Annotated in this window: 23 protein-coding genes; 9 read left to right on the top strand and 14 right to left on the bottom strand. The window is 67.0% G+C overall.

Annotation, left to right across the window (positions count from 1 at the left end; all coding sequences use genetic code 11):
* Positions 1-276 precede the first annotated feature (276 nt).
* Positions 277-1020: a polyprenol monophosphomannose synthase gene (locus RCH15_RS08095; protein WP_326959825.1), complete on the top strand. Its 744-nt coding sequence runs from the start codon at positions 277-279 to the stop codon at positions 1018-1020.
* An 88-nt stretch (positions 1021-1108) separates the two neighbouring features.
* Here RCH15_RS08095 and RCH15_RS08090 read toward each other — a convergent pair whose 3' ends face one another.
* The 4 genes from RCH15_RS08090 to RCH15_RS08075 all read right to left on the bottom strand — a co-directional run bounded on the left by RCH15_RS08090 (position 1109) and on the right by RCH15_RS08075 (position 4340).
* A complete protein-coding gene (locus RCH15_RS08090) occupies positions 1109-1456 on the bottom strand; it encodes an RNA polymerase-binding protein RbpA (protein WP_024367218.1) in 348 nt (115 codons plus the stop codon).
* A gap of 285 nt (positions 1457-1741) precedes the next feature.
* Entirely contained in the window at positions 1742-2770 is a 1029-nt protein-coding gene (locus tag RCH15_RS08085; protein ID WP_326959823.1) for an SPFH domain-containing protein, read from the bottom strand.
* A gap of 94 nt (positions 2771-2864) precedes the next feature.
* Positions 2865-3326 carry an NfeD family protein gene (locus tag RCH15_RS08080; RefSeq protein ID WP_326959821.1) on the bottom strand — a complete coding sequence of 154 codons (462 nt, stop codon included), beginning with the start codon at positions 3324-3326 and terminating at the stop codon, positions 2865-2867.
* Positions 3327-3470: 144 nt separating this feature from the next.
* Positions 3471-4340: a methyltransferase domain-containing protein gene (locus tag RCH15_RS08075; protein ID WP_326959819.1), complete on the bottom strand. Its 870-nt coding sequence runs from the start codon at positions 4338-4340 to the stop codon at positions 3471-3473.
* A gap of 107 nt (positions 4341-4447) precedes the next feature.
* On the opposite strand from RCH15_RS08075, the gene RCH15_RS08070 reads away from it, so the two are divergent.
* Positions 4448-6529, top strand: coding sequence for a S9 family peptidase (locus RCH15_RS08070; RefSeq protein ID WP_326959817.1), 2082 nt, complete (start codon positions 4448-4450; stop codon positions 6527-6529).
* 41 nt (positions 6530-6570) lie between these two features.
* On the opposite strand, the gene RCH15_RS08065 is transcribed toward RCH15_RS08070, so the two are convergent.
* Genes RCH15_RS08065 through RCH15_RS08045 form a run of 5 tightly spaced genes read right to left on the bottom strand, consistent with a single transcriptional unit; the run spans position 6571 to position 11390 of the window.
* Entirely contained in the window at positions 6571-7248 is a 678-nt protein-coding gene (locus tag RCH15_RS08065; protein WP_326959815.1) for a peptide deformylase, read from the bottom strand.
* A gap of 9 nt (positions 7249-7257) precedes the next feature.
* Positions 7258-8244, bottom strand: a complete 987-nt coding sequence (locus tag RCH15_RS08060; protein WP_326959813.1) for a hypothetical protein — start codon at positions 8242-8244, stop codon at positions 7258-7260.
* Positions 8245-8287: 43 nt separating this feature from the next.
* The gene (locus RCH15_RS08055) at positions 8288-9457 is read right to left on the bottom strand and encodes an FAD-dependent oxidoreductase (protein ID WP_326959811.1); all 1170 of its coding nucleotides are present in this window, start codon (positions 9455-9457) and stop codon (positions 8288-8290) included.
* On the bottom strand, positions 9450-10121 hold the full coding sequence (locus tag RCH15_RS08050; RefSeq protein ID WP_409017160.1) for a class I SAM-dependent methyltransferase: 672 nt from the start codon (positions 10119-10121) through the stop codon (positions 9450-9452). Before RCH15_RS08050 ends, RCH15_RS08055 begins: the two co-directional genes overlap by 8 nt.
* A 48-nt stretch (positions 10122-10169) precedes the next feature.
* Positions 10170-11390, bottom strand: coding sequence for a type III polyketide synthase (locus RCH15_RS08045; protein WP_326959807.1), 1221 nt, complete (start codon positions 11388-11390; stop codon positions 10170-10172).
* Between the two features lie 111 nt (positions 11391-11501).
* Between RCH15_RS08045 and RCH15_RS08040 the strand changes: the two genes are divergently transcribed.
* The gene (locus RCH15_RS08040) at positions 11502-13892 is read left to right on the top strand and encodes an excinuclease ABC subunit UvrA (RefSeq protein WP_326959805.1); all 2391 of its coding nucleotides are present in this window, start codon (positions 11502-11504) and stop codon (positions 13890-13892) included.
* 58 nt (positions 13893-13950) lie between these two features.
* Here the strand turns inward: RCH15_RS08040 and RCH15_RS08035 are convergent, their stop codons facing one another.
* From RCH15_RS08035 to RCH15_RS08020, 4 genes are all read right to left on the bottom strand, one after another.
* Complete coding sequence (locus RCH15_RS08035) at positions 13951-15543, bottom strand: long-chain-fatty-acid--CoA ligase (RefSeq protein ID WP_409017157.1); 1593 nt, start codon at positions 15541-15543, stop codon at positions 13951-13953.
* Entirely contained in the window at positions 15540-16736 is a 1197-nt protein-coding gene (locus RCH15_RS08030) for an acetyl-CoA C-acyltransferase (protein WP_326959804.1), read from the bottom strand. The genes RCH15_RS08035 and RCH15_RS08030 overlap by 4 nt, the downstream gene beginning before the upstream one ends.
* A 35-nt stretch (positions 16737-16771) precedes the next feature.
* Positions 16772-18025 carry an acyl-CoA dehydrogenase family protein gene (locus RCH15_RS08025; protein ID WP_326959910.1) on the bottom strand — a complete coding sequence of 418 codons (1254 nt, stop codon included), beginning with the start codon at positions 18023-18025 and terminating at the stop codon, positions 16772-16774.
* Positions 18026-18152: 127 nt separating this feature from the next.
* The gene (locus RCH15_RS08020; RefSeq protein WP_326959802.1) at positions 18153-18863 is read right to left on the bottom strand and encodes a TetR/AcrR family transcriptional regulator; all 711 of its coding nucleotides are present in this window, start codon (positions 18861-18863) and stop codon (positions 18153-18155) included.
* Between the two features lie 583 nt (positions 18864-19446).
* Here RCH15_RS08020 and RCH15_RS08015 point away from each other — a divergent pair.
* The 5 genes from RCH15_RS08015 (at position 19447) to RCH15_RS07995 (ending at position 23021) form a co-directional block, all read left to right on the top strand.
* Entirely contained in the window at positions 19447-20361 is a 915-nt protein-coding gene (locus RCH15_RS08015) for an SRPBCC family protein (protein ID WP_326959800.1), read from the top strand.
* A gap of 120 nt (positions 20362-20481) precedes the next feature.
* A complete protein-coding gene (locus RCH15_RS08010; protein ID WP_326959798.1) occupies positions 20482-20823 on the top strand; it encodes a LuxR family transcriptional regulator in 342 nt (113 codons plus the stop codon).
* Between the two features lie 293 nt (positions 20824-21116).
* Positions 21117-22136 (top strand): phytase, encoded by a 1020-nt coding sequence (locus tag RCH15_RS08005; protein ID WP_326959796.1) that lies wholly within the window; start codon positions 21117-21119, stop codon positions 22134-22136.
* Positions 22137-22207: 71 nt separating this feature from the next.
* On the top strand, positions 22208-22642 hold the full coding sequence (locus tag RCH15_RS08000; protein ID WP_326959794.1) for a DUF3054 domain-containing protein: 435 nt from the start codon (positions 22208-22210) through the stop codon (positions 22640-22642).
* 97 nt (positions 22643-22739) lie between these two features.
* Entirely contained in the window at positions 22740-23021 is a 282-nt protein-coding gene (locus tag RCH15_RS07995) for an Lrp/AsnC family transcriptional regulator (RefSeq protein WP_326959792.1), read from the top strand.
* Positions 23022-23081: 60 nt separating this feature from the next.
* On the opposite strand, the gene trpD is transcribed toward RCH15_RS07995, so the two are convergent.
* Positions 23082-24140 (bottom strand): anthranilate phosphoribosyltransferase, encoded by a 1059-nt coding sequence (trpD, locus tag RCH15_RS07990; protein ID WP_326959791.1) that lies wholly within the window; start codon positions 24138-24140, stop codon positions 23082-23084.
* Between the two features lie 112 nt (positions 24141-24252).
* Between trpD and ctaE the strand changes: the two genes are divergently transcribed.
* Positions 24253-24927 (top strand): aa3-type cytochrome oxidase subunit III, encoded by a 675-nt coding sequence (gene ctaE, locus RCH15_RS07985; RefSeq protein WP_442784512.1) that lies wholly within the window; start codon positions 24253-24255, stop codon positions 24925-24927.
* The last annotated feature ends 26 nt before the right edge of the window (positions 24928-24953 follow it).

Below are 24953 nucleotides of genomic sequence, written 5' to 3'. Positions count from 1 at the left end.
CCGGACGTCCCCCGGTCATTTGGAGTTGCCACCATCGCGGCAACTCGTCTTGGTCGTGGCCATGGGTACCCCCAGGGGGCGGGTCCACTTCGCAGCAGAAAACGGTTCCGGCGGCGCTTTCCGCTGGCTGCCGGAACTGGCCCGAAGCGGGTGGACCTGCCCGGAGACCACGTGGGCTCAACGGGTCCGGCGATTGCCTATAATGGAGAGTTGCGCCCGGTGTCGCTTCACTGACCGCCCGGCGTTCGACCGCTCCCTTCAAGGAAAGGCCCCGCTGTGCGTGTCCTCACGATTATCCCGACCTACAACGAGCTGGAATCGTTGCCCAAGACCCTCGGGCGCCTGCGCACTGCCGTGCCGCACTCCGACGTTCTGGTGGTGGATGACAATAGCCCCGACGGCACCGGGCAGCTGGCGGACCGCTTCGCCGCTGAGGACAGCCAGGTCCACGTCCTGCACCGCGCAGGTAAGGCCGGCCTCGGCGCCGCCTACATCGCCGGATTCAGGTGGGGTCTCGACGCCGGTTACGACGTCCTTGTCGAGATGGACGCCGACGGTTCGCACCAGCCGGAACAGCTTCCCCAGTTGCTGGAGGCTGTCGAGCAGGGCGCCGACCTTGCCATGGGCTCCCGCTGGGTGCCCGGCGGCAGCGTCGTCAACTGGCCGCTGTACCGGCAGGCCATCTCCCGGGTCGGCAGCACTTACGCCCGGCTTCTTTTGGGCCTGCAGATCAAGGACGTCACCGGGGGCTTCCGGGCGTTCCGCCGGAGCACTCTGGAGAAACTGAACCTCGACGCCGTCGACTCGGTCGGCTACGGTTTCCAGGTGGATCTGGCGTGGCGTGTAGCGAAGCTGGGGCTGACAATCGTCGAACGCCCCATCACCTTCGTTGAGCGCGAGCTCGGCGCTTCAAAGATGAGCGGCAACATCGTGGTCGAGGCCATGGTCAACGTGACGAAGTGGGGACTGGCTGCCCGCTGGAGCACCCTCGCCGGGAAACTCAACCGCAAGAAATCCTAGCCCGGACGGCCCACGCAAAGGGCCGGATCCGCTTCCCGTCGTGGGAATGCGGATCCGGCCCTTTCTTGCTGTGGCGGCGGCTGTGGCCCTAGGCCGAACGGCGTTCGCCGCGGCGTTCACGCAGGATGGTCAGGCGGTCCTCGAGAATCTGCTCCAGCTCGGGCAGCGAACGACGCTCAAGAAGCATGTCCCAGTGCGTGCGGACTGCCTTTTCATTGAGGTTCACAGGGCGTTCGCCGTCGACGAGCAAGGCTTCCTTGCCGGTTTTGGATACCCATACCGGAGGGATTTCGGCTTCCGAAGAGAAGGTCACGAACACCTGCTCGCCATCCGCGCAACGGTACTCGACACGCTGGCGCGGGGCCGGCTCAACGCCGGATTCGGTTTCCATGCTCTGTGCGCCCAAGCGCATACCCCGCAGGCTGCGATCGCTCATCTTTTCTCCCTCTATTCGGTTCGCAGGGTCACGCCCTGCGTTCGCCGGGGGCCGTAAGGCCGCGCCGGACAACTGTCTGCATCGCGCCGTCTCACGGAACCCACACCGGATGTATCGTCACTGGATAAAACGCTTTGCGAAGCTTAAATGTTCCGCCGGACTGAACCAGCCGGACAAATACTCAACTATACGGGAACGAACCGCCGCGGGTAAAGCCTGCCCGGTCGCGGGCAACGCAAAGGGAGGCGCCCGCCAGGCGGACGCCTCCCTCAGAAGGCCCAGCGGCTAGGCCTGCGGCTGAACGCCGATGCCCGCCGCGGGGTTGGTGCTGATTGGCTTGGTGCTGACAGGGGCGGCCGCGGGAGCCGCCGGAGGGGTGGCCGCGGGCTCCGCCGCCGCGTCGGAGCCGGGCCCAAAGAGCCCGTCGTTGAGCTGGCCGTCCTTGCTGCCGCCCAGCGCATTGCCGATTCCTTTGAGCGCCTCGCCGACTTCACTCGGGATGATCCACAACTTGTTCGCGGAGCCTTCCGCGATCTTGGGGAGGGTCTGCAGGTACTGGTATGCGAGGAGTTTCTGGTCGGGGTTGCCCTTGTGGATCGCATCGAAGACCTTCTGGATGGCCTGGGCCTCGCCGTCGGCCCGCAGAATCGCCGCTTTGGCGTCACCTTCCGCCTTGAGGATCGAGGACTGCCGCTGGCCTTCGGCGGTGAGGATGGCGGACTGCTTGGTGCCTTCCGCGGTCAGGATGGCGGCGCGGCGGTCACGTTCAGCGCGCATCTGCTTCTCCATCGAATCCTGAATGGAGTGGGGCGGATCAATGGCTTTGAGCTCCACCCGGGAAACGCGGATGCCCCAGCGGCCGGTCGCTTCATCCAGCACGCCGCGGAGCTGGCCATTGATCTGGTCGCGTGAGGTCAGAGCCTCTTCGAGGTTCAGGCCACCGACGACGTTTCGGAGCGTCGTCGTGGTGAGCTGCTCGACCGCCTGGATGTAGTTGGCGATCTCGTACGTGGCCGCACGCGCGTCCGTTACCTGGAAGTACACCACAGTGTCGATCGAGACCACGAGGTTGTCCTCCGTGATGACCGGCTGAGGCGGGAAGGACACCACCTGTTCGCGGAGGTCCAGCAGCGGCAGCAGCCGGTCCACGAACGGAATCAGAATCGTGAGGCCGGGGTTCAGCGTCCGCTGGTACTTGCCGAGCCGTTCGACGACGCCGGCGCGGGCCTGCGGGACAATCCGCACGGACCGGACCAAGACGATTATCACGAACGCGACGAGCACCAGCAGCACGATTGCGACTGCGATATCCATACATCACCTATTCCCCAGCTTGGTCTTGCTATGGTGTGCGGCGGTGTCCCGCCGTCCCCGGCGCCGGTACCGGCGGCCGGAATTCCTGTGCGGGCTACTGGATGGCGGTTTCGGGCTGCTGGGCAACGACGGCGGTGGCGCCGTCGATGGCGCTGACGATCGCATGCTGGCCGGGTGCCAGGACGCCGTTCTCTGACCGGGCGCTCCAAACGTCACCGCCGATCTTGACCAGGCCGCCGTTGGCGCTGACTGATTCCATGACGAGGGCGGATTCACCAATCAGCCGCTCGATGTTGCTGCGGCTGTCGGCGGGGCCCTTGTGGAGGTGCTTGAGGGCCACGGGCCGGATGAAACCGATCATCAGCAAGGACACGACGCAGAAGGCGACGATTTGCAGGCCGAGGTCGGCGCCGGCGAAGGACGCGACCAGCCCGGCGAGGGCTCCGCCGCCCAGCATGATGAAGAACAGGTCGAGGGTGAGCATTTCGACTACGGCGAACACCAGGAACGCCGTGAGCCACAACGCCCACCAGTTTTCAGGCAGCCATTCCAACATCTTTTCCCCTTCGCCCCCGGGGTCTGCGTGCTCAGGCCCTCAGTAACCGTGACTCCATCCTAAACCGAACGGCACCCGCCGCCGAGGGAAGCGGACAGCCGTTGTTGAATGTACCCAAGTCGTTACCACCGGGTCAGCCGGCGGTCAGCCCAGCGGCCGGAAAACGCCGATCCGGAACCGGGCCGTCACGGCTGTCAGCGGGGGAAGTCCGGCGGCGAGCGTCGCCAGCGTGGTCCGGTCCAGATGGTGCCCGGCCGGGCCCATGAGAGCCAGCCGGGTGACATCCTCCGGGGCGAGCCGGAGCGGGACATCAAGGTCCTCGGTGGAAGCCGGAGAGAAAGAACCGCCCAGCGACGCCGCGAGCCGCTCCTCCTTGGCCGGATCGATCCCGAGCATGCCGGCCCGGCCAGCCACCTCCTGAAGGTGGCCCGGCCGCGGTGTGACGACTATCAACCGGCCGCCCGGCCGCAGCACCCTGGCGAACTCACCGGCGTTGCGCGGGGCAAAGACGACGGTGACGACGTCGACAGCGCTGTCGGCCAACGGCAGCGGCTGCCACACGTCACTGACGAGGTTCACGGCTTCGGGGTTCAGTTTCGCGGCCCGGCGAAGAGCGTATTTCGAGATATCCAGGCCGACCGCCTGTACAGGGGCCGCTTCCCGCGCCGCCTGGTCCAGGACCTCGCGGAGGTAGTGTCCTGTTCCGGTGCCCGCGTCCAGCACTGTCTGCGGCGTGTCCGGAGTGCCACCGGCGAGGGCCCGGACTGCGCAGTCGGCCACGGCGTCCGCGAGCGGGCGGTAATGGCCGGCGGAGAGGAAGTCGAAGCGTGCCGCCACCATGTCGGCCGTATCTGCTTCAAAGACGGTGCCTTTTCCCACCAGCAAGTTAAAGTACCCCTGTTTGGCGGCATCAAAACTGTGGCCGGCAGGGCACCCCAGCGTCCGTGTCCCGCTCGGGGTGAGACGGGCCCGGCAGACCGGGCACAGCAGCGAAGAAGCGCGGGCGGGTGGCATACTGTCCATCCTAGGCTCGGCGTGATGTCTGTGGCCCCGGTCGGCGCCGCAGACCCGTTGACGTGAGCTATTTCACTGCCGCAGAAACTGGGGTTAGGCTCGCACACGTGAAATCCGATCATTTGCCCCTGCTGAATTCCGTGTCCACCCCCGCCGTGCATCCGGACGGCCGGCGCGCCGTGGTCTCCGTGACCAGGCCTGACTTCGACGCGGATGCGTACGTAGGCCAGTTGTGGACCGTGCCGCTGGACCCGGGGCGTGCGCCGCGCCGGCTGACCCGCGGTTTCCGCGACACGGCCCCGGACTTCTCGCCGGACGGGCTCGTGCTCGCATTCCTGCGTGCCACCGCCGGCGGCAAGCCGCAGCTGCACATTGTGGAGGCCGGCGGCGGGGAGCCGCAGCCGGTCACCGACGCACCGCTGGGCGTGCTCGAGTTTGCGTGGTCCCCCGACTCCCGGCGCGTCGTTTATGCCGCCCGGATCCCGGCGGCCGGCCGCTACGGCAGCATCGACGGGGTCGGCGCCGGCAGCGAGGACGCCCGGCTGATCACCGACTACAAGTACCGGATGAACGGTGTCGGGTACACGGCCGACAAACCGGCCCAGCTCTTCGTCGTCGACGTACCGGAGCTCGGTGCCGAACCCAGGGTCCCCCCGCGGGGACGCGCTGTGAAAGACCGCGCCGCCGCAGTTGCCTCCGACGGGAGCACTGACGGGGCAGCCGGGTCCCTGCTGCCCGCCGCAGAGCAGCTGACCACCGCAGCCACCGACCATACCGGCGCGAGCTTCGGGACCGACGGGCGGTCCGTGTACTTCACCGCCGCCCTGCACGAGGGCAGCGACGCCGATCTGGCAAGCGGCATCTACCGTCTTCCGGTCGGCGGAGCGGCGGGAGAAAGCACCGGGGGCGCGGATCCGGTGCTCCTCGCGCCGGCGAACACCGGCAGGCAGACAGTCCACGCTGCGCGCCAGTCACACGACGGGAAGTGGCTGTTCTTCCTCGCCCAGGACCTCGGACGCTCGGGGCAGGACTTCGTGGCACGCAACACCGCCTTGTACAAGATGCCTGCCGGCGGTGGCGACGCGACGCTGCTCAGTGACGTTCAGACCATGGACCTGAGCTGCGACGGCAGGCTTGAACTGGCGGGCCCGGACTCGGCCCTGCTGCTGAACAACGCCCGGGGAACGGTCGAGCTGATCGAATTCAGCGCCCTGGGGGACCACCGGGTACTGGTCCATGGCAGCCGCGTAGTCACCGGCGCCGCCGCGAACGGGGGTTCGCTTGCGGTCAGTTTCGCAGACGCGTCCACAGCCGGCGATGTGGCAATGCTGGAAAACGGGCAGCTCCGGCTCCTGACGGACTTCTCCGCACCGCTGCGGTCCGGGGCCGGCATTCTGGAACCGCTAGAGCTCACCATTCCGTCCACCGACGGCTATTCCGTCCACGGCTGGCTCGTGAAGCCACCGGGCGAGGGCCCGCACCCGGTCCTGCTGAACATCCACGGCGGCCCGTTCGCCCAGTTCACCGGGGCCCTTTTCGACGAAGCCCAGGTCTATGCCGACGCCGGCTATGCGGTCCTGATGTGCAACCCCCGTGGTTCTGCAGGTTACGGACAGGACCATGGACGGTCCATCAAGGAGAAGATGGGAACCCTGGACATGCAGGACGTCCTGGCGTTCCTCGACGGCGCGCTGACCGCCGACGACGAGCTCGACCCCGGCGCGCTCGGCATCATGGGGGGCTCCTATGGCGGCTACCTCACCGCCTGGACCATCAGCCACGACCACCGCTTTCGGGCCGCGATCGTGGAACGCGGTTTTCTCGATCCCGTGAGCTTTACGGGGTCCTCAGACATCGGCTGGTTCTTCGGCGGGGAATATACCGGCGGCACGGCCGAACTCATGGCAGCCCAAAGCCCGATGGCCCGCGTGGACCAGGTGCGCACCCCCTCCCTCATCATTCACAGCGAGGAGGATCTCCGGTGCCCGGTGGAGCAGGGCCAGCGCTACTTCACCGCGCTCAAACAGCTGGGGGTTCAGGCTGCGTTCCTGGTCTTTCCGGGAGAGAACCATGAACTTTCGCGCAGCGGGACACCGCACCACCGCAAGCAGCGCTTCGACCGGATCCTGCAGTGGTGGGCCCGGTACCTTCCGACGGCCGCCAACCCGGCACCCGCGGCTCGGGCCTAAGAGCCGCCGCTGGCACCGCAGGTCCGGCGTGATCACCGGCCCTACCGGCCCGGCAGGAACCCGAGTTCCTGCCGGGCGAGGCTGATGTCGGGGTGCGCCCAGCGGGCCGAATACTCTGCATTGGTGGTGAGGGAGCGCAGCTCGGAGCGGTCCAGGTAAAGAATGCCGTGCAGGTGGTCGGTTTCGTGCTGGACGATCCGCGCTTGCCAGCCGCGGAATTCCCGCTGCTGCGGGCTCCCGTCGGGAGCGGTGAAATCCAGCAGCACCTGGGCGGGCCGGGTGACGGCGGCCTGGAGCCCGGCCAGGGACAGGCACCCTTCGTAGAACGCCGCAGTGGAACCACCCTGGGGCTGGTAGCCCGGGTTGAGCATGGCGAAGAACGGCAGCGGATCCCGCCCGCGCACCGTCGCGACGGCAGGATCGACGTCGTACTGGTCTTCCAGCACTGCCAGCTGCAACGGTACCCCCAGCTGGGGCGCCGCCAGGCCCACGCCGGGCGCTTTGTGCATCACCCGGCGCAACAGGTCAATGAACTGGGAGAGTTCGGCGTCGCTGAGTTGCCCGTCGTACGGCGCGGCGATCTGCCGGAGCACAGGATGCCCCGCCTGGACAATGGCGGGGAGTTCCCCGCCCGCCAGGAGCTGCTGAACGGCTTCCTGGATGCGGGCGGCACTGAAGTCCGTCGGCTTGGCGTGGGAGGGCGTGGCAATCGAAGGCATGGAAACAGACTACTGGCGTCCGCAGGCCGTTGTGAGGAAATCGTAGATGCGACCGCGCAGGAGTGCGCCGGCGTCGATTTTCAGGATCCCGTCCCGGCCGCCCGCGGAGACCCTGAGGGGCAACAACGTGCCCACTTTGTCGTCCGCTATGGCGTGGGGATCGCAACGTGCGGGCCTGATCCCCAGACGGACCCGCAGGGCGGCATCCCCGGCACGGACCGAGACGGACCGCGGCCAGGGCACCTCCGGGTCCTCGTCGAGGAGAGTGGTCCCGTCGATCCGGGCAAGTGTCAGGCTTTGCGTTGCCGCGGGGGTACCGGTGCCGGGCCGCGGCGTGATGGACAGGGTGAGGACGGCGCTGTGCGCACCGGCAGGGACCTCCAACTCGGGCAACAGCCGGATATCCGCGACCTCGGCCACAGCCTGCGCGAGGCACATTTCCGTGTTGTTCCGGCTCATCACGCCAAAAGGATCAGGGGCCCGCACCGTCACCGCGGGTCCGGCACCGCTGTCCCCGGCCAGCCGGAACGCCACCGTTGCCCCCGGGTCCGTCGGTGTTGCCGGCGGGCTGCACACGGGTGTCCGCAGCTGGGCCGGCAGGATCTTGGTCTGGCCCGGCGGAAGCTCAGTCCCGCCCGGTGCCGCGTGCCACTCGATGGTCCCGGAGAAGAGCGGACTGGCCACGGCTGCGCTGAGGACCGTCACCGGGCCGGCGGTGTTGTTCGTCAGCTGGACGGCAATGATTTGGCGGCTGTAGTTGTCGCGGAGCTGATTGATCTCGGCGGTGACCGGGGCCACCGGCGCCGCTGCTGCCGGCGGCCCCGACGCTGCTGCCGGCGGCCCCGACACTGGGGCAGGCGGGGCGCCGGCACCGGAGGGTCCGGCGCTGCAGGACACGGTCAGGGCCAGGGCTGCCGTGGCCGCGGCAACTCTGCCCGGCCGGACGGATCGGGGTCCGCCGGCCAACGGGCGCAGCGGGGCGGAAAGGGAGCCCATGAGCCCAGTGTATTCCCGGCCGGAATCCCCCCGGCCGGCCGCGTCAGTGCATGGTGAACCGGCGGGCCACGAAGCCGTTGACAGCGGGGACCGAAGCGGCCGCAGCGAGCGCACGGTTGCGCAGCGACCAGGGTGCTGCCGGCAGCGGCCGCCCCAGCGCCATGTTGATTTCGGCCTGACGGGCTGCCCGGTCGGCCGCTCGCGTGCGGGCAGCCTCGAAGGCCCGCAGGTCCGCCGCCACGTTTGCTCCGCCGAGCGCCGAGAGAACGAGCGGCGCCAGGGCAACGGCGTCGAGCCAGCCCAGGTTCATGCCCTGGCCACCGATCGGGCTGATCTCGTGGGCCGCATCACCGATCAGCACGATCCGGCCGGCCACCATCCTGTCAACCAACCGGGAGCGCGCGCCGAAACGGCTCAGCATGGTGTTCCCCGAGGCATCGACGTCGATTCCTGTCCGCCGTCGAATCAGGTCTGCGAGCCCGATGGCGTCATCCGTCACTTCGGTGTCCGCTACGTTTCCGGCGTCCAGCGGGTTCCCGGCGTCTGCAAGGCGTACCACCCAGCGCCGCCGCGACCCCGGCAGCGGGAAGGACTCCACGATGCCCCCGCTTTCCAGGAACAGCGCCGCGTCCGGACCAAATCCTGTGGTGTCGGCGAAATCGCCCATCAGGTAGGTTTCCGGATAATCCCTCGCCCGTACTGCTGTTCCGAGCTGGCCGCGGACGGTGGACCTGACACCGTCGGCGGCGATGACGATGGACGCCGTATACCGGACTGTCTCAGCGGCCTTCGTCGCTTCCGCGGTGACCTGGCCGGCACCGGCGTGCAGGCCGGCGACCTGGACACCGCGGTGCAGGGCCTCAGGGTCCAGCTGGCGGACGCGGTCTTCGAGGTGGGCTGCGGTCCTGGACTGCGGCAGGGCGAGGACGAACGGGTAACTGTCCGAAACGCCGGCGAAGGACATGCGTGCCAGGGTCCTGCCGCCGGCAACGGCGACGCCACACCGGATGGGTACTCCTTCATCGACCAGGGCCTGCGCCACGCCGGTTCCCTCGAGCGCTTCAAGCGCCGGAGGGTGAATGCCGATGGCCCGGGAATGCAGTTCGGGTGCAGTCCGTCGTTCCAGGATCCGGACGCTGGCACCCCCCTGGAGCAGCAATGCCGCCATGAACAGTCCTACCGGGCCGCCGCCGATCACCAGGACGTCAATCACCTTGGTCTGCCTCGGCCCCGGCGTCCTTGGTGAGCACCAGCAGGTTGCGGAAGGGAGCCCGGGGTTCGACCCGCCACCCAGGCGGAGCAACGGTCCGGAGTTCCGCAGCGGTGTAGCTGCGGCGGATGGAGGTCAGCCCGTCCTGCCTGATGTAGGAACCGGTAAAGGGCCAGGAGCCGGCGAAGAATAGGGCGTACGCGGCCGGGCTGCGGCGCAGGTCGCTGTGAATGACTGTCCCGCGGCACAACGCCGCGGACTCGGCCAGGAACCCGGGAAGTTCCGCCTGGCCCAGATGGTGCAGCACATGGTTGGACACCACCAGGTCGAAGCTGAGGCTCTCGCCGGCCAGCTCAGCCGCCGTGGACCGGCGGAACGTTACGCCGGTTCCGGCATGCCGCTCCGCAGCGAAGCGGCTGGCCCGGGGATCAGGATCGATGGCTGTGATGTGCAGGCGGAGCCCGTCCGTGGCCGCCCAGCGGGAGAGCATTACCGGCACGTCGCCGCCGCCGCAGCCGATGTCCAGCAGGGTGGCGGGGCCTCGGCGCAGGCGTGGCCGGATTTGGCGGCGGTAGATGCCGCGCCAACCCGAGACTGCGCGGTTAACCAGGGCGAACTGGGCGTAGGTGCGGTCCAGCCGGTCCGGGTCGCAGCCGGGCAGGTCCATTTCCTCGACGGCGTGCGCCGCACGTTTGCGCAGTAGGAGCACCGGGGCTCACGCCAGCGCTGACGCAGGCTGCGCGGACCGGAAGTCAGCGGCCGCGTTCCCGGTCAACACCGGCCGCCCCTCGCCGAGCGGGCTGCCGAGCTTGGTGAACAACGCGGATTCCACCGTCAGCCCGGGCCCGAACGCCATCGAACAAATCCGTTCGCCGCCGTCGCTGTCCGCTGCCGGCGGCAGGTCCAGGATGCGCTTGAGTACGAACAGCACGGTGGCGCTGCTCATATTGCCGAAGTTCCGCAGGGTCTCCCGGGCGGGGATCAGCTGCTCATCGCTCAGCTCCAGCCGGGACTGGACCTTGTCCAGGATGCTCCGGCCGCCCGGGTGGATGGCCCAGTGCCGGATGTCGCTGTAGGGCTGTCCCCGGAGAGCGTCGTCGCGGGAGAGCAGCGGTTCCAGGGCGCTGATGATGTGGTCATCGATGATGTGCGGGACGTAGTTGCCGAGGACCATTTCAAAACCCTCGTCGCCGATGTTCCAGGCCATGGATTCCTCGCCGACCGGAGTCAGCACGGTCTCGAAGTGGTCCAGCTGCAACAGCGCCGGTTCTCCGGCGTCCTCGCGGGCAGTGATGACGGCGGCAGCGGCGCCATCGGCAAACAACGCGGATCCCATGATCGTGTCAGGGTCGTTGGAGGTCCGCACGTGCAGTGAGCAAAGCTCGGCGCTGACCACCAGGACCACCGCGTCCGGGTCAGCCTCGCAGAAGGATTTGGCTGCCCGCAGTGCCGGGAACGCGGCGTAGCAGCCCATGAATCCCAGGTGGTACCGCTGCACGGACGGATTCAGGCCAAGTGCACGGACGATTTTGTAGTCCGGACCGGGGTTGAAAAACCCGGTGCAGGAGACAGTGATGAGGTGCGTGATGCTGGTTGGGGGGAGCCCCGGGCAGGCCTCAAGGGCCTTCCGGGCCGCTTCGACGAAGAGTTTCGTGGCCTCCACCGCGAAGATTTCGTTGCGAACCTTGGTGCTTGGGCTGAGCAGGAGCCCCGTTCCGGCGTCGAAGAATTTCGGATTGTCCGTGGTTTGATCCTTGGTCAGCTCCTCCACGGCGGTGTGGCGGGTGTCGATCGCGGCGGAATCAAAACATGTGCTGATCAGGCGGGTTCCGAGCCGGGTGAGCCCCGGCTGGGCCGCAAACACATCCCGGGCCTCCGATTGAATCAGTACCGTAGCGGGGACAGCAGTTTCCAGGGACCTCACGTAGACCGTCATGGTTCATTCTCATTGAGGCCGGCACAGAAGACAAATGTATGCGGTCGCAAATCCGGGTCCTAAGCTGGTTAGATTTAGGCACCACGAGCCGCCGGTGCAGAGGGAGAGAAGATGAGTATGGCCACGAAGCCGCAGACGCAGTCACCATCGCGGCATGTTGCCGACACCCACGATTTCCTTCGGGTGGTCGGTGCCCGGGAGAACAATCTCAAAGATGTCACTGTGGAAATCCCGAAGCGCCGGCTGACGGTGTTCACCGGCGTCTCCGGCTCAGGCAAGAGCTCGCTGGTGTTCGCGACGATCGCCGCGGAGTCGCAGCGGATGATCAACGAAACCTACAGCGCGTTTGTGCAGGGCTTCATGCCCAACCTGGCACGGCCCGACGTCGACTTCCTGGAGGGGCTGACGACCGCGATCATCGTCGACCAGGAGCGGATGGGCGCGAATCCCCGCTCCACGGTCGGCACGGCCACGGACGCCAACGCGATGCTCCGGATCCTCTTCAGCCGGCTGGGTTCGCCGCGGGTGGGTCCGCCCACGGCGTTCTCCTTTAACGTGCCCACCCGGAAGGCGAGCGGGGTCATGAGCACGGAAAAGAGCGGCAGGGTGGAGAAAAGCGTCGTCCAGAACGCCGTCTACCTGGGCGGCATGTGTCCGCGGTGCGAGGGCATGGGCGCGGTCTCCGACTTCGACCTCACGGCGCTCTACGATGCCACCAAGTCGCTCGCCGGGGGTGCCCTGACGGTTCCCGGCTACAGCATGGACGGGTGGTACGGCCGGATCTTCAGCGGTGCGGGCTTCGACATGGACAAGCCGATCGCCAAATACACCAAAAAGGAATTGGATGACCTGCTCTACAAGGAGCCGACCAAGATCAAGGTCGAGGGCATCAACCTGACGTATGAGGGCTTGATTCCGAAGATCCAGAAGTCGATGCTGTCCAAGGATGTCGACGCGATGCAGCCGCATATCCGCGCGTTCGTCGACCGCGCCATCACGTTCCAGGCCTGCCCCGAATGCAACGGGACGCGGCTCAGCCCGGAAGCCAGGTCCTCGAAAATCCAGGGCAGGAATATCGCTGAACTGTGCGAGATGCAGATCAGCGATCTGGCCCTCTGGGTCCGTGCACTCAACGAGCCGTCAGTCGCCCCCCTGCTCAAGGGCCTGCGGCACCTGCTCGAGTCGTTCACCGAAATCGGGCTGGGCTACCTTTCACTGGACCGGCCGGCGGGCACGCTGTCCGGGGGAGAGGCCCAGCGGACCAAGATGATCCGGCATCTGGGTTCATCCCTCACCGACATTACATACGTCTTCGACGAACCGACGATCGGCCTGCACCCGCACGACATCGAGCGGATGAACCAGCTGCTGCTGCAATTGCGGGACAAGGGAAACACCGTGCTCGTCGTCGAGCACAAGCCGGAGACCATCGCCATCGCTGACCACGTCGTCGACCTTGGTCCCGGCGCCGGCACCGAAGGCGGCCGCGTCTGCTTCGAAGGAAGCGTGCTGGATCTGCGGGGCAGTGGCACCATTACCGGCCGCCACCTCGATGACCGGGCCGCGGTCAAGGACGCAGTGCGCACGCCCACCGGGATGCTTCAGGTGCGCGGCGCCTCAGCGCACAACCTGAAGGACGTCGACGTCGATATCCCCCTCGGCGTGCTGTGCGTGGTCACCGGTGTCGCCGGCTCGGGCAAGAGCTCACTGATCCACGGCTCCGTTGCGGGCCGGAACGGCGTAGTGGTGATCGACCAGGGCGCCATCAAGGGGTCCCGGCGCAGCAATCCGGCGACCTACACGGGCCTTCTGGAGCCGATCCGCAAGGCGTTCGGCAAGGCCAACGGCGTGAAGCCGGCGCTGTTCAGCTCCAACTCCGAAGGCGCCTGTCCCACCTGCAACGGCGCGGGTGTCATCTTCACCGAGCTGGGCGTCATGGCCACCGTCGAGTCCACCTGCGAGGACTGCGAGGGCCGGAGGTTTATGGCGTCGGTCCTGGAGTACAAGCTGGCCGGCCGCGACATCGCCGACGTGCTGGCCATGTCGATGACCGAGGCCGAGGCGTTTTTTGGCACCGGCGAGGCGAAGACGCCGGCGGCGCACAGGATCCTCGACCGGCTTGTGGACGTGGGACTCGGCTACCTCACGCTCGGTCAGCCGCTCACCACCCTTTCCGGCGGCGAGCGGCAGCGCGTGAAGCTCGCCACCCAGATGGCGGAGAAGGGTGAGGTGTATGTCCTCGACGAGCCCACCACCGGCCTGCACCTGGCGGATGTCCGGAACCTGCTGGGCCTTCTCGACCGTCTGGTGGAGTCGGGCAAGTCGGTCATCGTCATCGAACACCACCAGGCCGTCATGGCGCACGCGGACTGGATCATCGACCTCGGCCCGGGCGCCGGGCACGACGGCGGCCGGATCGTTTACGAAGGTACCCCGGCCAGCCTCGTCGCCGCGCAGTCCACGCTCACCGGCCAGCACCTCGCAGCCTACGTTCAGCGGTGACCGGCCAGCAGTGCGCCGGCGGGCCCGGCCAGCAGTGCGCCGGCGGGCCCGGCGGGAGTTAGGCCTCCGCCCCGGCGGGTTCGGCGGCCAGGTTCCGCTTGAGGATTTTTCCGCTTGGCCCGAGGGGGAGCTCGCTGAGCAGCCGGATGATCCGCGGGTATTTGTAGGCTGCCAGTTGCGCGCTGGCGAAGGCGATCAGCTCGGCATCGGTGGCGGTGGCTCCCGCGTCCAGCACGATCGCTGCGGCGACTTCCTGGCCATGGACCTCGTGTGGAACCCCGTAGACGGCGGCGCTGACCACCTGCGGGTGGGTCAGGAGGATTTCCTCCACTTCCCGGGGGTAAACGTTGTACCCGTTGCGGATGATCATGTCCTTCTTGCGGTCCACGATCCGCAGGTAGCCGTCCCCGTCCTTGGTGCCAAGGTCTCCGGTGCGGAACCAGCCGTCGACGATCGCCTCGGCGGTGGCCTCCGGCCGGTTGAGGTAGCCCTTCATGAGGAGGTGTCCGCGGATGACCAGCTCGCCGAGTTCGCCGCGGGGCAGCAGTTCGATGCTTTCCACGGTTTCGGCCCGGGCGATTTCAATGTCGACACCCCAGATGGCGGTCCCTATCGTTCCGGGGCGCGGGGGTGTGCCCACGTGGTTGAACGCGGCGACGGGCGACGTTTCGGTCAGGCCGTATCCTTCGTGGATATCGATGCCGAAGACGTCGAGGAATTTTTCCATGACGGCCAGGGGGAGTGACGCTCCGCCGGAGATGCCGTAGCGCAGGGCGGAGGGACGGACCTGCGAGGTTTTGGCTGCTTCCAGAAGCGCCACGTACATGGTCGGCACCCCCAGGAAGATGTTCACGTTGTGCCGATCCATCAGCTGCAGGGCGCCCTCACCGCTGAAGCGGGGCATCAGGACGACGGTGGCACCTGCCCGCAGTCCCGCGTTGAGGACCACTGTCTGGCCGAAGGTGTGGAAGAGCGGCAGACCGCCGAAGAGCACGTCGCCGGGTTTGAAATCCATGACGCTCGTCAGCAGGACGGACGTCTGTTCCACCAGGGCGAAGTGCGTGCCGAGGGCGCCCTTGGGTTTGCCGGTGGTGCCGGAGGTGTAAAGGATGGTGGCCGTATCGGAGGGGTGGCAGGGAATGTAGGTGTCGATGGGGGCGGACGCCGCGGCTTCGGCTTCGAGCCGCGGCAGGCCGCCGTCGTCGGGCGCCATCACGGTCAGGACGTCGATCCCCGTGCCTTGGGCACCTGCGGCGCCCTCTGTCAACAGGGGGGCGGCGCAGATCAGCATCCGTGCGCCGCTGTCCTGGAGCACGTAGTCGATTTCGCGGGCCTTCAGCAGGGCGTGGACCGGAACCACGACGGCGCCCAACGCCAGGATGGCGTAGTACACCCGGGCGAAGTCCGGAACGTTGGGGATCAGGACGGCGACGGCGTCGCCGGGGCCGATGCCACGTGACCGCAAAGCCCCGGCGTAGGCGCGGGTTTCATCCCAGAGGTTCGCGTAGGTGATGTCATCGTCGCCGACGATCAATGCCGTGCTGTCCGGCGTCCTTCGAGCGGATTCGGCCAGGATGGCTGCTACGGAGATGGTTCCGAAGTCTGTGGTGCTGGTGGTGGTCATGGCCTGCTTCTTCGTTGGGAGGGTCATGCTTTGAGGATCAGGGCGTCGCCCTGGCCGCCGCCGCCGCAGAGGGCGACGACGCCGGTGCCGCCGCCGCGGCGTTTGAGCGCCAGCGCCTGGTGCAGGACGAGTCGGGCGCCCGAGGCTCCGACCGGGTGCCCGAGGGCGATGGCGCCGCCTTCGGCGTTGACGTCGTCGACGGCGATTCCGAGGTCGTTGGCGGACTGGATGAGGACCGACGCGAAGGCTTCGTTGATCTCGATGAGATCGAGCTCCTGGGCGGTGAGTCCTTCCAGTTTGAGGGCGCGTTCGATCGCGCGGGCGGGCTGGGAATGCAGGGAACCATCGGGCCCCGCTGTCTGGCCATGCGCGCCGATTTCGGCGATCCACTCGAGCCCTGCCGCCTCGGCCGCCGCTTTGCTGGCGATCACCAGCGCTGCAGCGCCGTCGGAGAGCGGGGAGGATGAACCGGCGGTAATGGTTGCCGTGTCCTCTTTCGAGAACGCCGGGCGGAGTTGCGCCAGGGATTCTTCGGTGGTGTCGGGGCGGATACCCTCATCGTGTTCGAGGGTTACTGCCGGACCCTTGCGCTGGGGCACCTGGATCGGCGCGATCTCTTCTGCGAGCACCCCGGCGGCGCGGGCCGCTGCGGAACGCTGGTGGGAGCGGGCGGCGACCGCGTCCTGTTCGGCGCGGGCAATGCCGCGCTCGGCGTTGCCGGCGTCGGTGGCCGCGCCCATGAGCGCGCCGCTCACCGGATCCTGCAAACCGTCGTGGTTCAAGGAGTCCAGCATCGGAGCATCGCCGATGACGACGCCGGCGCGGAGCCCGGGGACGAGGTGGGGGGCGTTGGTCATCGATTCCTGGCCGGCCGCGATGATGAAGTCCGCTTCCCCGGCCCGGATCATCCGGGCGGCGTCAATGACGGCCGTGAGGCCGGACAGGCAGAGCTTGTTGATGGTCACGGTGGGCACATCCCAGCCGATGCCCGCGGCCAGGCTGGCCTGGCGGGCGGGTCCTTGGCCGGCGCCGGCCTGGATGACCTGGCCCACGATGACGGCGCCGATTTGTTCCGGGGCCACTCCGGTCCGTTCCAGCGCGGCCCGGATGGCGTGGGCACCCAGTTCGCTGGAGGAGAACGGCGTGAGGCCGCCGCGGAAGCGTCCGAACGGCGTGCGGGCGCCGCCAAGGATGACGGGGATGTTGGCGTCTTGGTTCACAATAAGTCCTGTCTGGTTGTGGCGCTCGGCGGAACTCACGCGAACGCGGAGATTCCGGTGATGCCGCGGCCGATGATGAGGGCCTGCATCGTTTCGGTGCCTTCGTAGGTGTGGATCGCCTCGATATCGGCGAGATGCCGGGCGACGCGGTTCGCCAGCAGGATGCCGTTGCCGCCGAGCAGGTCCCGGGCATTGGAGGCGATGGTCCGGGCGATGCGGGTGCAGGTGTACTTGGCCAGCGAGGCTTGTTCGGGTGTGAGGTTGCCTTCCTCGTCGAGGCGGGTCATCTGGACCACCATCAGCTGCATGGTTCCCAGTTCGCTGAGCATCCGGGCAAGCCGTTCCTGGACGATCTGGGAGGCGGCCAGCGGCCGGCCGAACTGGTGGCGCTGCAGGGCGTATTGCACCGCTGTTTCGTAGCATGCGGTGGCGTGTCCGACGGCGGACCAGGCCACACCCAGCCGGGTGGCCAGCAGAACGCGCGCGGTGTCCTTGAACGACTGCGCCCCGGGAAGGACGTTCTCTTCCGGAACAAAGACATTCTCCAGCCGGATGTGCGCCTGCCAGATGGCGCGCAGGGCCAGCTTGCCCTCGATTTTGGTGGCGGTGTAGCCGGGGGAGTCCTGCGGGACCAGGTATCCGTGGACCTGACCGTCCGCGCCGCGGGCCCACACCACGCTGACGCCGCCTACGGAGCCGTTGCCGATCCATTTCTTCTCGCCGTTGAGCAGGAAGCCCCCGGCCGTGCCGGTGGCCGTGGACTCCAGAGCCACGGCGTCCGAACCATGTGTGGGCTCGGTCAAGGCAAACGCAGCGAACTCCTGGCCCGCAGCGATGGCCGGGAGCCAGCGGTCCTTCTGCGCGGCGGACCCGCACTCCGCGATGGACCGCAAGGCCAAGCCGCCCTGGACAGCGATCATGGTCGCCACCGAGCCGTCACCGCGGCTGATTTCCATGGTCACCAGCCCGGCGGCCATCCTGCTCATCCCGGCGCACCCGTCCACCGGGACACCGTCCCGCAGCAGATCCAGGTCGCCCAGGCGTCTGAGCAGGTGCACCGGATACTCCGCGCGTTCCCAGTAGCCGTCGATCACGGGAAGAACCTCGTCCTGGACGAAGTTCCGGGCCCGGTTCCAGTACTGCCGGTCCTCCTCGCCGATGGAAGCAAAAACGGCGGCGGGATCGGTGCCCAGGGCCTCGGTGAGGATGTACCCGGGCTCCACCGTCCCGGCGGGAAACGGGGCCGGAGTGTCGGCGGTGAACCCGGTATCGGGCGACGTCGTCGTCATGTCAGTGTCCTTGATCTCGGGGGCGGGCGGCGCACCACGCGTGGCGTGGCTCACAGCACACCCCCTAAGAATGCACTGAAACGCAGTTCCACGTCAAGAAACTAAGTGTCAGCAGACTGGCGGGGGATCAGGGGAGTGCGTCGCGGACGGCCTGGACGACCGCTTCCCGGTCGGCGCCGGCTGCCAGTACTGTCACGACGACGGACGGCGCAGCCCGGGCGGAGGGTGCGGTGCCGAGCAGCGCGGACCGGAACAGGTCGGAGATGGCGCGCAGTTCGACCGCCAGGGCCGCGGATCTGGTCCGGTTGGCGGTGTCATTTTCTGTGCTGTCCGGCGGGGTGCGGAGCCACTGGCGGAGAAAGGCGTTGTGGACGGCGACGGTAGCTGCAGCGAAGGCCACCGCCTTGTGTTCACGGTGCGCGCCGTCGGGCAGCCTGTCCATTAAATGGAGGAGGAAGGCGCGCTCGTACCGGTGCGAGGTGACCAACTCACGGTCCCGGAGAGCCGGAACGGCCAGCATGAGTCCATGCCGGGCGCGGGAGGTTTCGCGGTTCCGCAGGTGGTGGTTGAAGACCAGCAGGGCAGCGTCCTCGATGGCCGCGAGCGGTTCCTGCGTCGACTCCGCAAGGCGCTCGGTGACCAGTCCGAGAATGCGCTCGTGGTCGGCAAAGACGACGTCTTCCTTGGAACCGAATTTTCTGAAGAAAGTACTGCGGCTCATTCCAGCAGCGTCCGCGAGTTCCTCCACGGATGTGGCGTCATAGCCCCGTTCGGCCAGCAACCCGATGGCAGCGGCACTTGGCCTGTCGGCGTCGTGGTTTGCGGGGCGCGGGATCATGGGCCGAAATCTAACACAACCGCCGGTGCGGGACCGTAATTGCGCTGCGCCTGTCAGCCCCTATCAGCTCTGCTTCAAAACGCCGATAATCAACATTATGTAAAGTAAAAGTAATGTGGGCGGGATTGGCGGATCAGGTTCGGGTGCTACGCACTCCGCGCCTGAAGTGCCCGTACGCCCCATATGCGTTGACAAAGCCCGACACGATCTGGCGCCGCGGCACCACCTGGGCTTGCGCCAGGGACACTGCCGCCAAACCAGCGAAGTCACAACTGAAGCGGAGAATCACGGGGCCGGCTCCTTTACCTGTTCATCCTCGGGGATGTCCTGGGAGCCGGGGTTTACGCGCTGCTGGGAAACCAGCCGGTGCGAGCGGAATTCCGGCAAGCCACCGTCGCGGAGCCCAGGCACCCTGTTCCCGCCTGCGCCCTCCGGGCTGCAGGAGGCTCCGCTCCCCTGCCGGTCCGGCCGTTCCGGGCCGGCGCAGTGACTCTGGCCTGAATGACCACCCACGGATATAGTAAGTACACTGATGATCTGTTCACCGGTCGTCAGAATCCCGAATCCAGTCAAAGGAGACACAGTGAGCACAAGGGTTGAAAAACGAGTCCTGGTTAATGTTCCCGTCAGCGTGGCCTACAACCAGTGGACGCAGTTCGAGGACTTCCCCCAGTTCATGGGTGGAATCAAGAGCGTCCAGCAGCTCAGCGACAACCGCCTTGAGTGGGTCGCGGAAATCGCCGGGGTTCGCCGGAAATGGCAGGCCTCCATTTTGGAGCAGATTCCGGACCACAAAGTTGCTTGGGCCGCCACAGAGGGTGCTACCAATGCGGGCTCAGTCACGTTCGAGGACCTCGGCGGCGGCCAGACCTCCGTGCAGCTGGCCCTGGAGTACGAGCCCGAAGGAGTGCTGGAGAAGGTCGGCGACAAGTTGCACATCGTGGAGAAGCAGGCCGAGGGCGACCTCAACCGGTTCAAAGCTTTCATCGAAGCTGAGGGTTACGCCACCGGCGCCTGGCGCGGAACGGTAGGCGGCGGCGCCGCGGCCGGTACGGCGGACATTGATGCGGCGGCCGGATCCCGCGGCGACAGCGGCAAGGCCGGGGTGTCCGGCAAAGTGATGGCCGGGGTCGGCCTCGCGGCGGCGGCCGTGGCCGGGGTTGCGGCCGCGACAGGGAACAAGGAATCCACCGAGGAGCCTGCCGAGCCGGCAACCGCTCCCGTGAGAGCTGCGTCCACGTCCACCCTGCCGCCCACAGGCACCACCGGCAGCGTCTTTCCCGCCGAGGGCATGGAAGATCCTGCACACCCCGGGACTGGGACAGTTGGCCGCGCCGATGCCAAGCCTTTCGACCAGACGAACGGACTCGTCGACATTGACGGCGACTCGGATGGGACAGCCGCAAGCGACGCGGCGAGCGAAGCCGACCGCGCGGCTGGCACCAACAGCGGACCCGGCACCATTCCCCCGGCACCCGGAGCCCTGGGCCAGCACTGACCCGGATCCGCACTGTGCCGCCTGGTGCCGTGCCGCCTGGTGCCGTGCCGCCCGGCCGCTTGCCGGGCGGCACGGTCCCCCATACTGTGCGCGCCGCCCGTAAAAAACTTAGGAAATCCCATGCCGATGCCCTTGAAACAGATCCTTGCCACACTCACACTCCTTGCAGCGCTCCTGCTGCCCGCGGCCGCAGCAAGTGCCGTCCCGCAGGGGCCCGTCGCTTCCTTGCTTTCCGGTGGGGCCACCGCCGCCTCCGCCACCCCCACGGAGTCAGCATCGACGCCCGGTCCCGTGGATCCGGGGACCGGTGAAACGCCGGCCGCGAAGGAGACCCGCGTGGACTACGCGCCGTATGTGATCATCGCGGCGGTCATCCTCGCAGCGGGCGCTGCGGCCATCGCCTGGCGGCGCAGCAAGGCGTCCAAAGCAAAGCCCGCGGCCGGGTCCGACCCGTCCAAGTAGGAGTGGGCCGGCGGGTGAGACTTCACATCCGGGACGTCGGGGCAGCTAACCCGTTCCGGCGGGCTGTCTCCGCCGGGCGCTCGCCGATGCTTGACAGCGGAGTATTCCGGCCCGCATACTCCCAGGACGCCAGCCTCAGGCAGGTACCGTCCCGAACTTAGCCGGAGCGAGCCATGACCCACCATCGCCGACCCGCGGCCGCCCTGCTTGCCCTTGCCGCTTTGACCGGGCTGGCCCTACTCGGGTGCGGGCCAGGCCCGGCCGCCTCCCGGCCGGAGCATGCAGTCCCGGGAATGGACTCGTCACTCTCCCGGACGGACCCGCCTGCAGGCGCCGCTCCCGCCGGTCCCATCGCAGCGGCGGTCCGAGAAACCGATGACTTTGCGGGATCCGGCGACATCGCCGACGACTCCGCTGTCTGGATCGATCCAGCGGCGCCGGCGAACAGCGTGGTCATTGCCGACAACAAAGCACGCTCGGGCGGCGGCATCGCTGTCTTCGATATGGGCGGACACCTTCTCCAGTTCAGGCCGGACGGCATGATCGGCAACGTGGACCTGCGAGCCGGGTTCCCGTCATCGGGGTCCACGATTGTTCTGGTCGGCGGGAACAACCGCTCCGACAACACGGTGGCACTCTGGTCCCTGGACACCACAACCAGGACCCTGTCGCCGGTCGCCGCCCGCAGCATCGGGACCGTGGCGCCCAACTATGGGTTCTGCATGTACCACAGCAAGGCCAGCGGCAAGTTCTTCGCTTTTGTGACGCCCAATGGTCCGGGCTCGATCCAGCAATTTGAGTTGGCGGACGTCGGCGCCGGCAAGGTGGATGCCACCCTCGTCCGGACACTGCCGATCAGCAGCATCACCGAAAGCTGCGTCGCTGACGATGACCTTGGGTACCTCTACGTCGGCCAGGAGGACGTCGGGATCTGGAAGTACGGAGCGGAACCGGACGCGGGGGCGGCCCGCTCTTCGGTCGACACTGTGGGGGCAGGCAGGTTGAAAGCAGACATTGAGGGCATGAGCCTCACGTACGGTCCGGACGGAGCCGGTTGCCTCTTCGTGTCCAGCCAGGGAAACTCCACCATCGCCATCTACAACCGCTCCGGAAACAACGCGTTCCTCAAGACCTTCGAGGTGTCCGGTACCGGATCAGTCGACGCCGTGACTGGAACGGACGGGTTGGACGTCACCGCCCGGAACGCCGGGCCACAGTTCGAGCAGGGCCTGCTGGTAGTGCATGACGAATCGAACTCCGGCGGCGCGACGTCCAATCTCAAGTACGTCCCCCTCAGCGCGGTTCTCCGCTGAGCCGGCCCCGCCGAACCGGCGCGTCCGGCAGCCCGATCCGTTTCGTCCGGCAGCCCGGCTAGGCTTGAGATATGCATCCCGCCACTCCCCCGCACCCCCCCGCCACCGGCCATGGATCAGGAGCCGCGGCCCGCCGGTCCGCGGTGCTGGCTGCGTGTGCCGACGCCGCGCTGATCGTCCTGTTCGCGGCGATCGGCCGGGACGCCCATCAGCGCGGAGACATCATCACCGGTGTGCTGTCCACGGCCTGGCCGTTCCTGGCGGGAGCGGCGCTGTCCTGGCTGACATTGCGGCTATGGCGGTCGCCGCTGGCGCTCTGGCCGGCCGGTGTCGCCGTCTGGCTGGGCACGGTAACCGTCGGGATGCTCCTGCGCGCCCTTACCGGGCAGACGGTGGTGTTGCCGTTCGTCATTGTGGCGCTCCTCAGCCTGGGACTGCTGCTGCTCGGATATCGCCTTGTAGCCGCAGGGGTACGGCGGGTGCAGGCACGCCGCAGCAGGGCGTGATGGACTAGGCTTACGGGGACATGGCCGGGGTCCGGACAAGCCCATCCGGGCCGCCACCTGGCCGGCAACGGCGCAACAGATCCGGAAAGGCTCACACGTGGTCACCGCTTTCGTCCTGATTAAGACAGACGCTTCCCGCATCCCGGAGACGGCAGAAGAAATCTCCGCTCTTACCGGCATCAGCGAGGTTTACTCCGTGACCGGCGAATGGGATCTGATTGCGATTGCCCGTGTTCCGAAACATGAAGACCTTGCAGATACCATCGCCGACAAGCTCTCCAAGGTACCCGGCGTCATGCACACCACCACCCAGATCGCCTTCCGCGCCTATTCCCAGCACGACCTGGACGCGGCCTTCGCCTTAGGCTTCGAAGAGTAACGTCCGCCGCCCCGGGTCCACATCGGAGCATGGACGGATTGGCTGCTGACGTCCAGCGCCTCAGCTGCGGGAGAGCGCGACCCAGCGGTCCAGGACGGCGGAGGCGGCGCCCGACTCGATGGAGTGTTCCGCGTGCTTGAATGCCGCTGCCATCCGCCCGTTGAACGGGCCGACGGCGTCAAGATCGAAAGCCACGAGCCCTGCTGCGGCATTAAGCAGCGCCGCATCGCGCGCGGGGCCGTGGGCACCGGAGAGCACCGATCGCACGACGGCTGCATTGGCTGCGGCGTCCCCGCCGCGGAGCTCCTCCAGGGTTGCCTGGCGGATGCCCAGCTCGCGCGGGTTGAACATCTGCTCCGTGACCGATCCGTGCCTGATCTCCCACACCCGGGACGGGCCGGTGGTGGTGAGCTCGTCCAGTCCGTCGTTCCCACGGAAGACGAGCCCCCTGCTGCCGCGCCTGGCCAGCACACCCGCCACGAGCGGAGCCATCCGCTCATTGGCCACGCCCACCGCCGAGGCCTGCACATGGGCCGGGTTGATCATCGGTCCCAGAAAGTTAAAGGCCGTAGGCACGCCGAGTTCACGGCGCGCGACGGCGGCATGCCGCATTGAGGGGTGAAAGACCTGGGCGAAGCAGAAAGTGATGCCCGCTTCTTCGGCATTGAGGGCCACCCGTGGGATGGGCAGGTCAAGCCGGACTCCGAGGGCCTCCAGCACGTCCGCGGAACCTGAAGTAGAGGACGCCGCACGGTTCCCATGCTTGACCACCTTGGCCCCGGCGCCGGCTGCTATCAGCGCGGCCATGGTGGAAATATTCACAGTGTTCTGCTGGTCTCCGCCGGTTCCGACGATGTCCAGCTTTTCCCCGCCGATGTCAATGGGACTGGCGTGCGCGATCATCGCTTCGACCAGTCCGACCAGTTCATCGACGGTCTCACCCTTGGACCGCAGGGCGACCAGGAAGCCGGCGACCTGCACGGGGGTGGCATCCCCGCTCATGATCGAGTTCATCGCCCACTCCGTGTTTGCGGCCGTGAGATTGGCCCCGTCCATGAGTGCCTTGATGAGCCGCGGCCATGTATTGCCTGCCGCCTGTGCAGATGCCTGAGAAGTCACGTCCTGATGCTATCGAGGTGCGCACCGCAAAGACCAATGTGAACCGGCCAGGGAACTTTTCCGCGCGAATTCGCGTCTTTGTAGAAAAAGTCCTGCCAAAACGCGGTTTGCGTTGGGCAGCAGGGAGTTTTATAGACATAATGTCTATGTGACATCTGCGACCCAAGCCCCCAGTACCCCGGCGCACCCGACGCTGAATCGCCCAAACATGGTTTCTGTTGGAACCGTGGTCTGGCTCTCCAGTGAGTTGATGTTCTTCGCCGGTCTCTTCGCCATGTACTTCACACTCCGTTCGACTTCCGGGCAGATGTGGGCCGAAGAGACAGCCAAGCTCAACTTCCCCTTTGCGCTCGTCAACACGATCGTCCTCGTGGCAAGTTCCTTCACTTGCCAGATGGGCGTTTTCGCCGCCGAGCGGCTTCAGCCGCGTCGAAGCGGCGGCCTCCTCAGCTTCACCCGATGGGGAATGAACGAGTGGTTCACCCTCACGTTCATCATGGGATCGTTCTTCGTTGCCGGCCAGGCAACTGAATACGCCATGCTGGTCTCCGAGCACGTCTCACTCTCCTCCAACGCCTATGGTTCGGCGTTTTACATGACCACGGGCTTCCACGGCCTGCACGTCATCGGCGGTCTGATTGCTTTCCTTCTGATCATGGGCCGCTCCTTCGCAGCGAAGAAGTTCGGCCACTTCGAGGCAACCTCAGCGATCGTCACCTCGTACTACTGGCACTTCGTCGACGTCGTCTGGATTGGCCTCTTCCTGGTCATCTACGTCCTCAAGTAGCTCCAGTTGCCTCATTTTCTACAAGA

It is taken from the genome of Arthrobacter sp. MP_M4 (assembly GCF_035984855.1).
Classification (GTDB): domain Bacteria; phylum Actinomycetota; class Actinomycetes; order Actinomycetales; family Micrococcaceae; genus Arthrobacter.
This window is presented reverse-complemented; position numbering and strand designations above follow the sequence as displayed.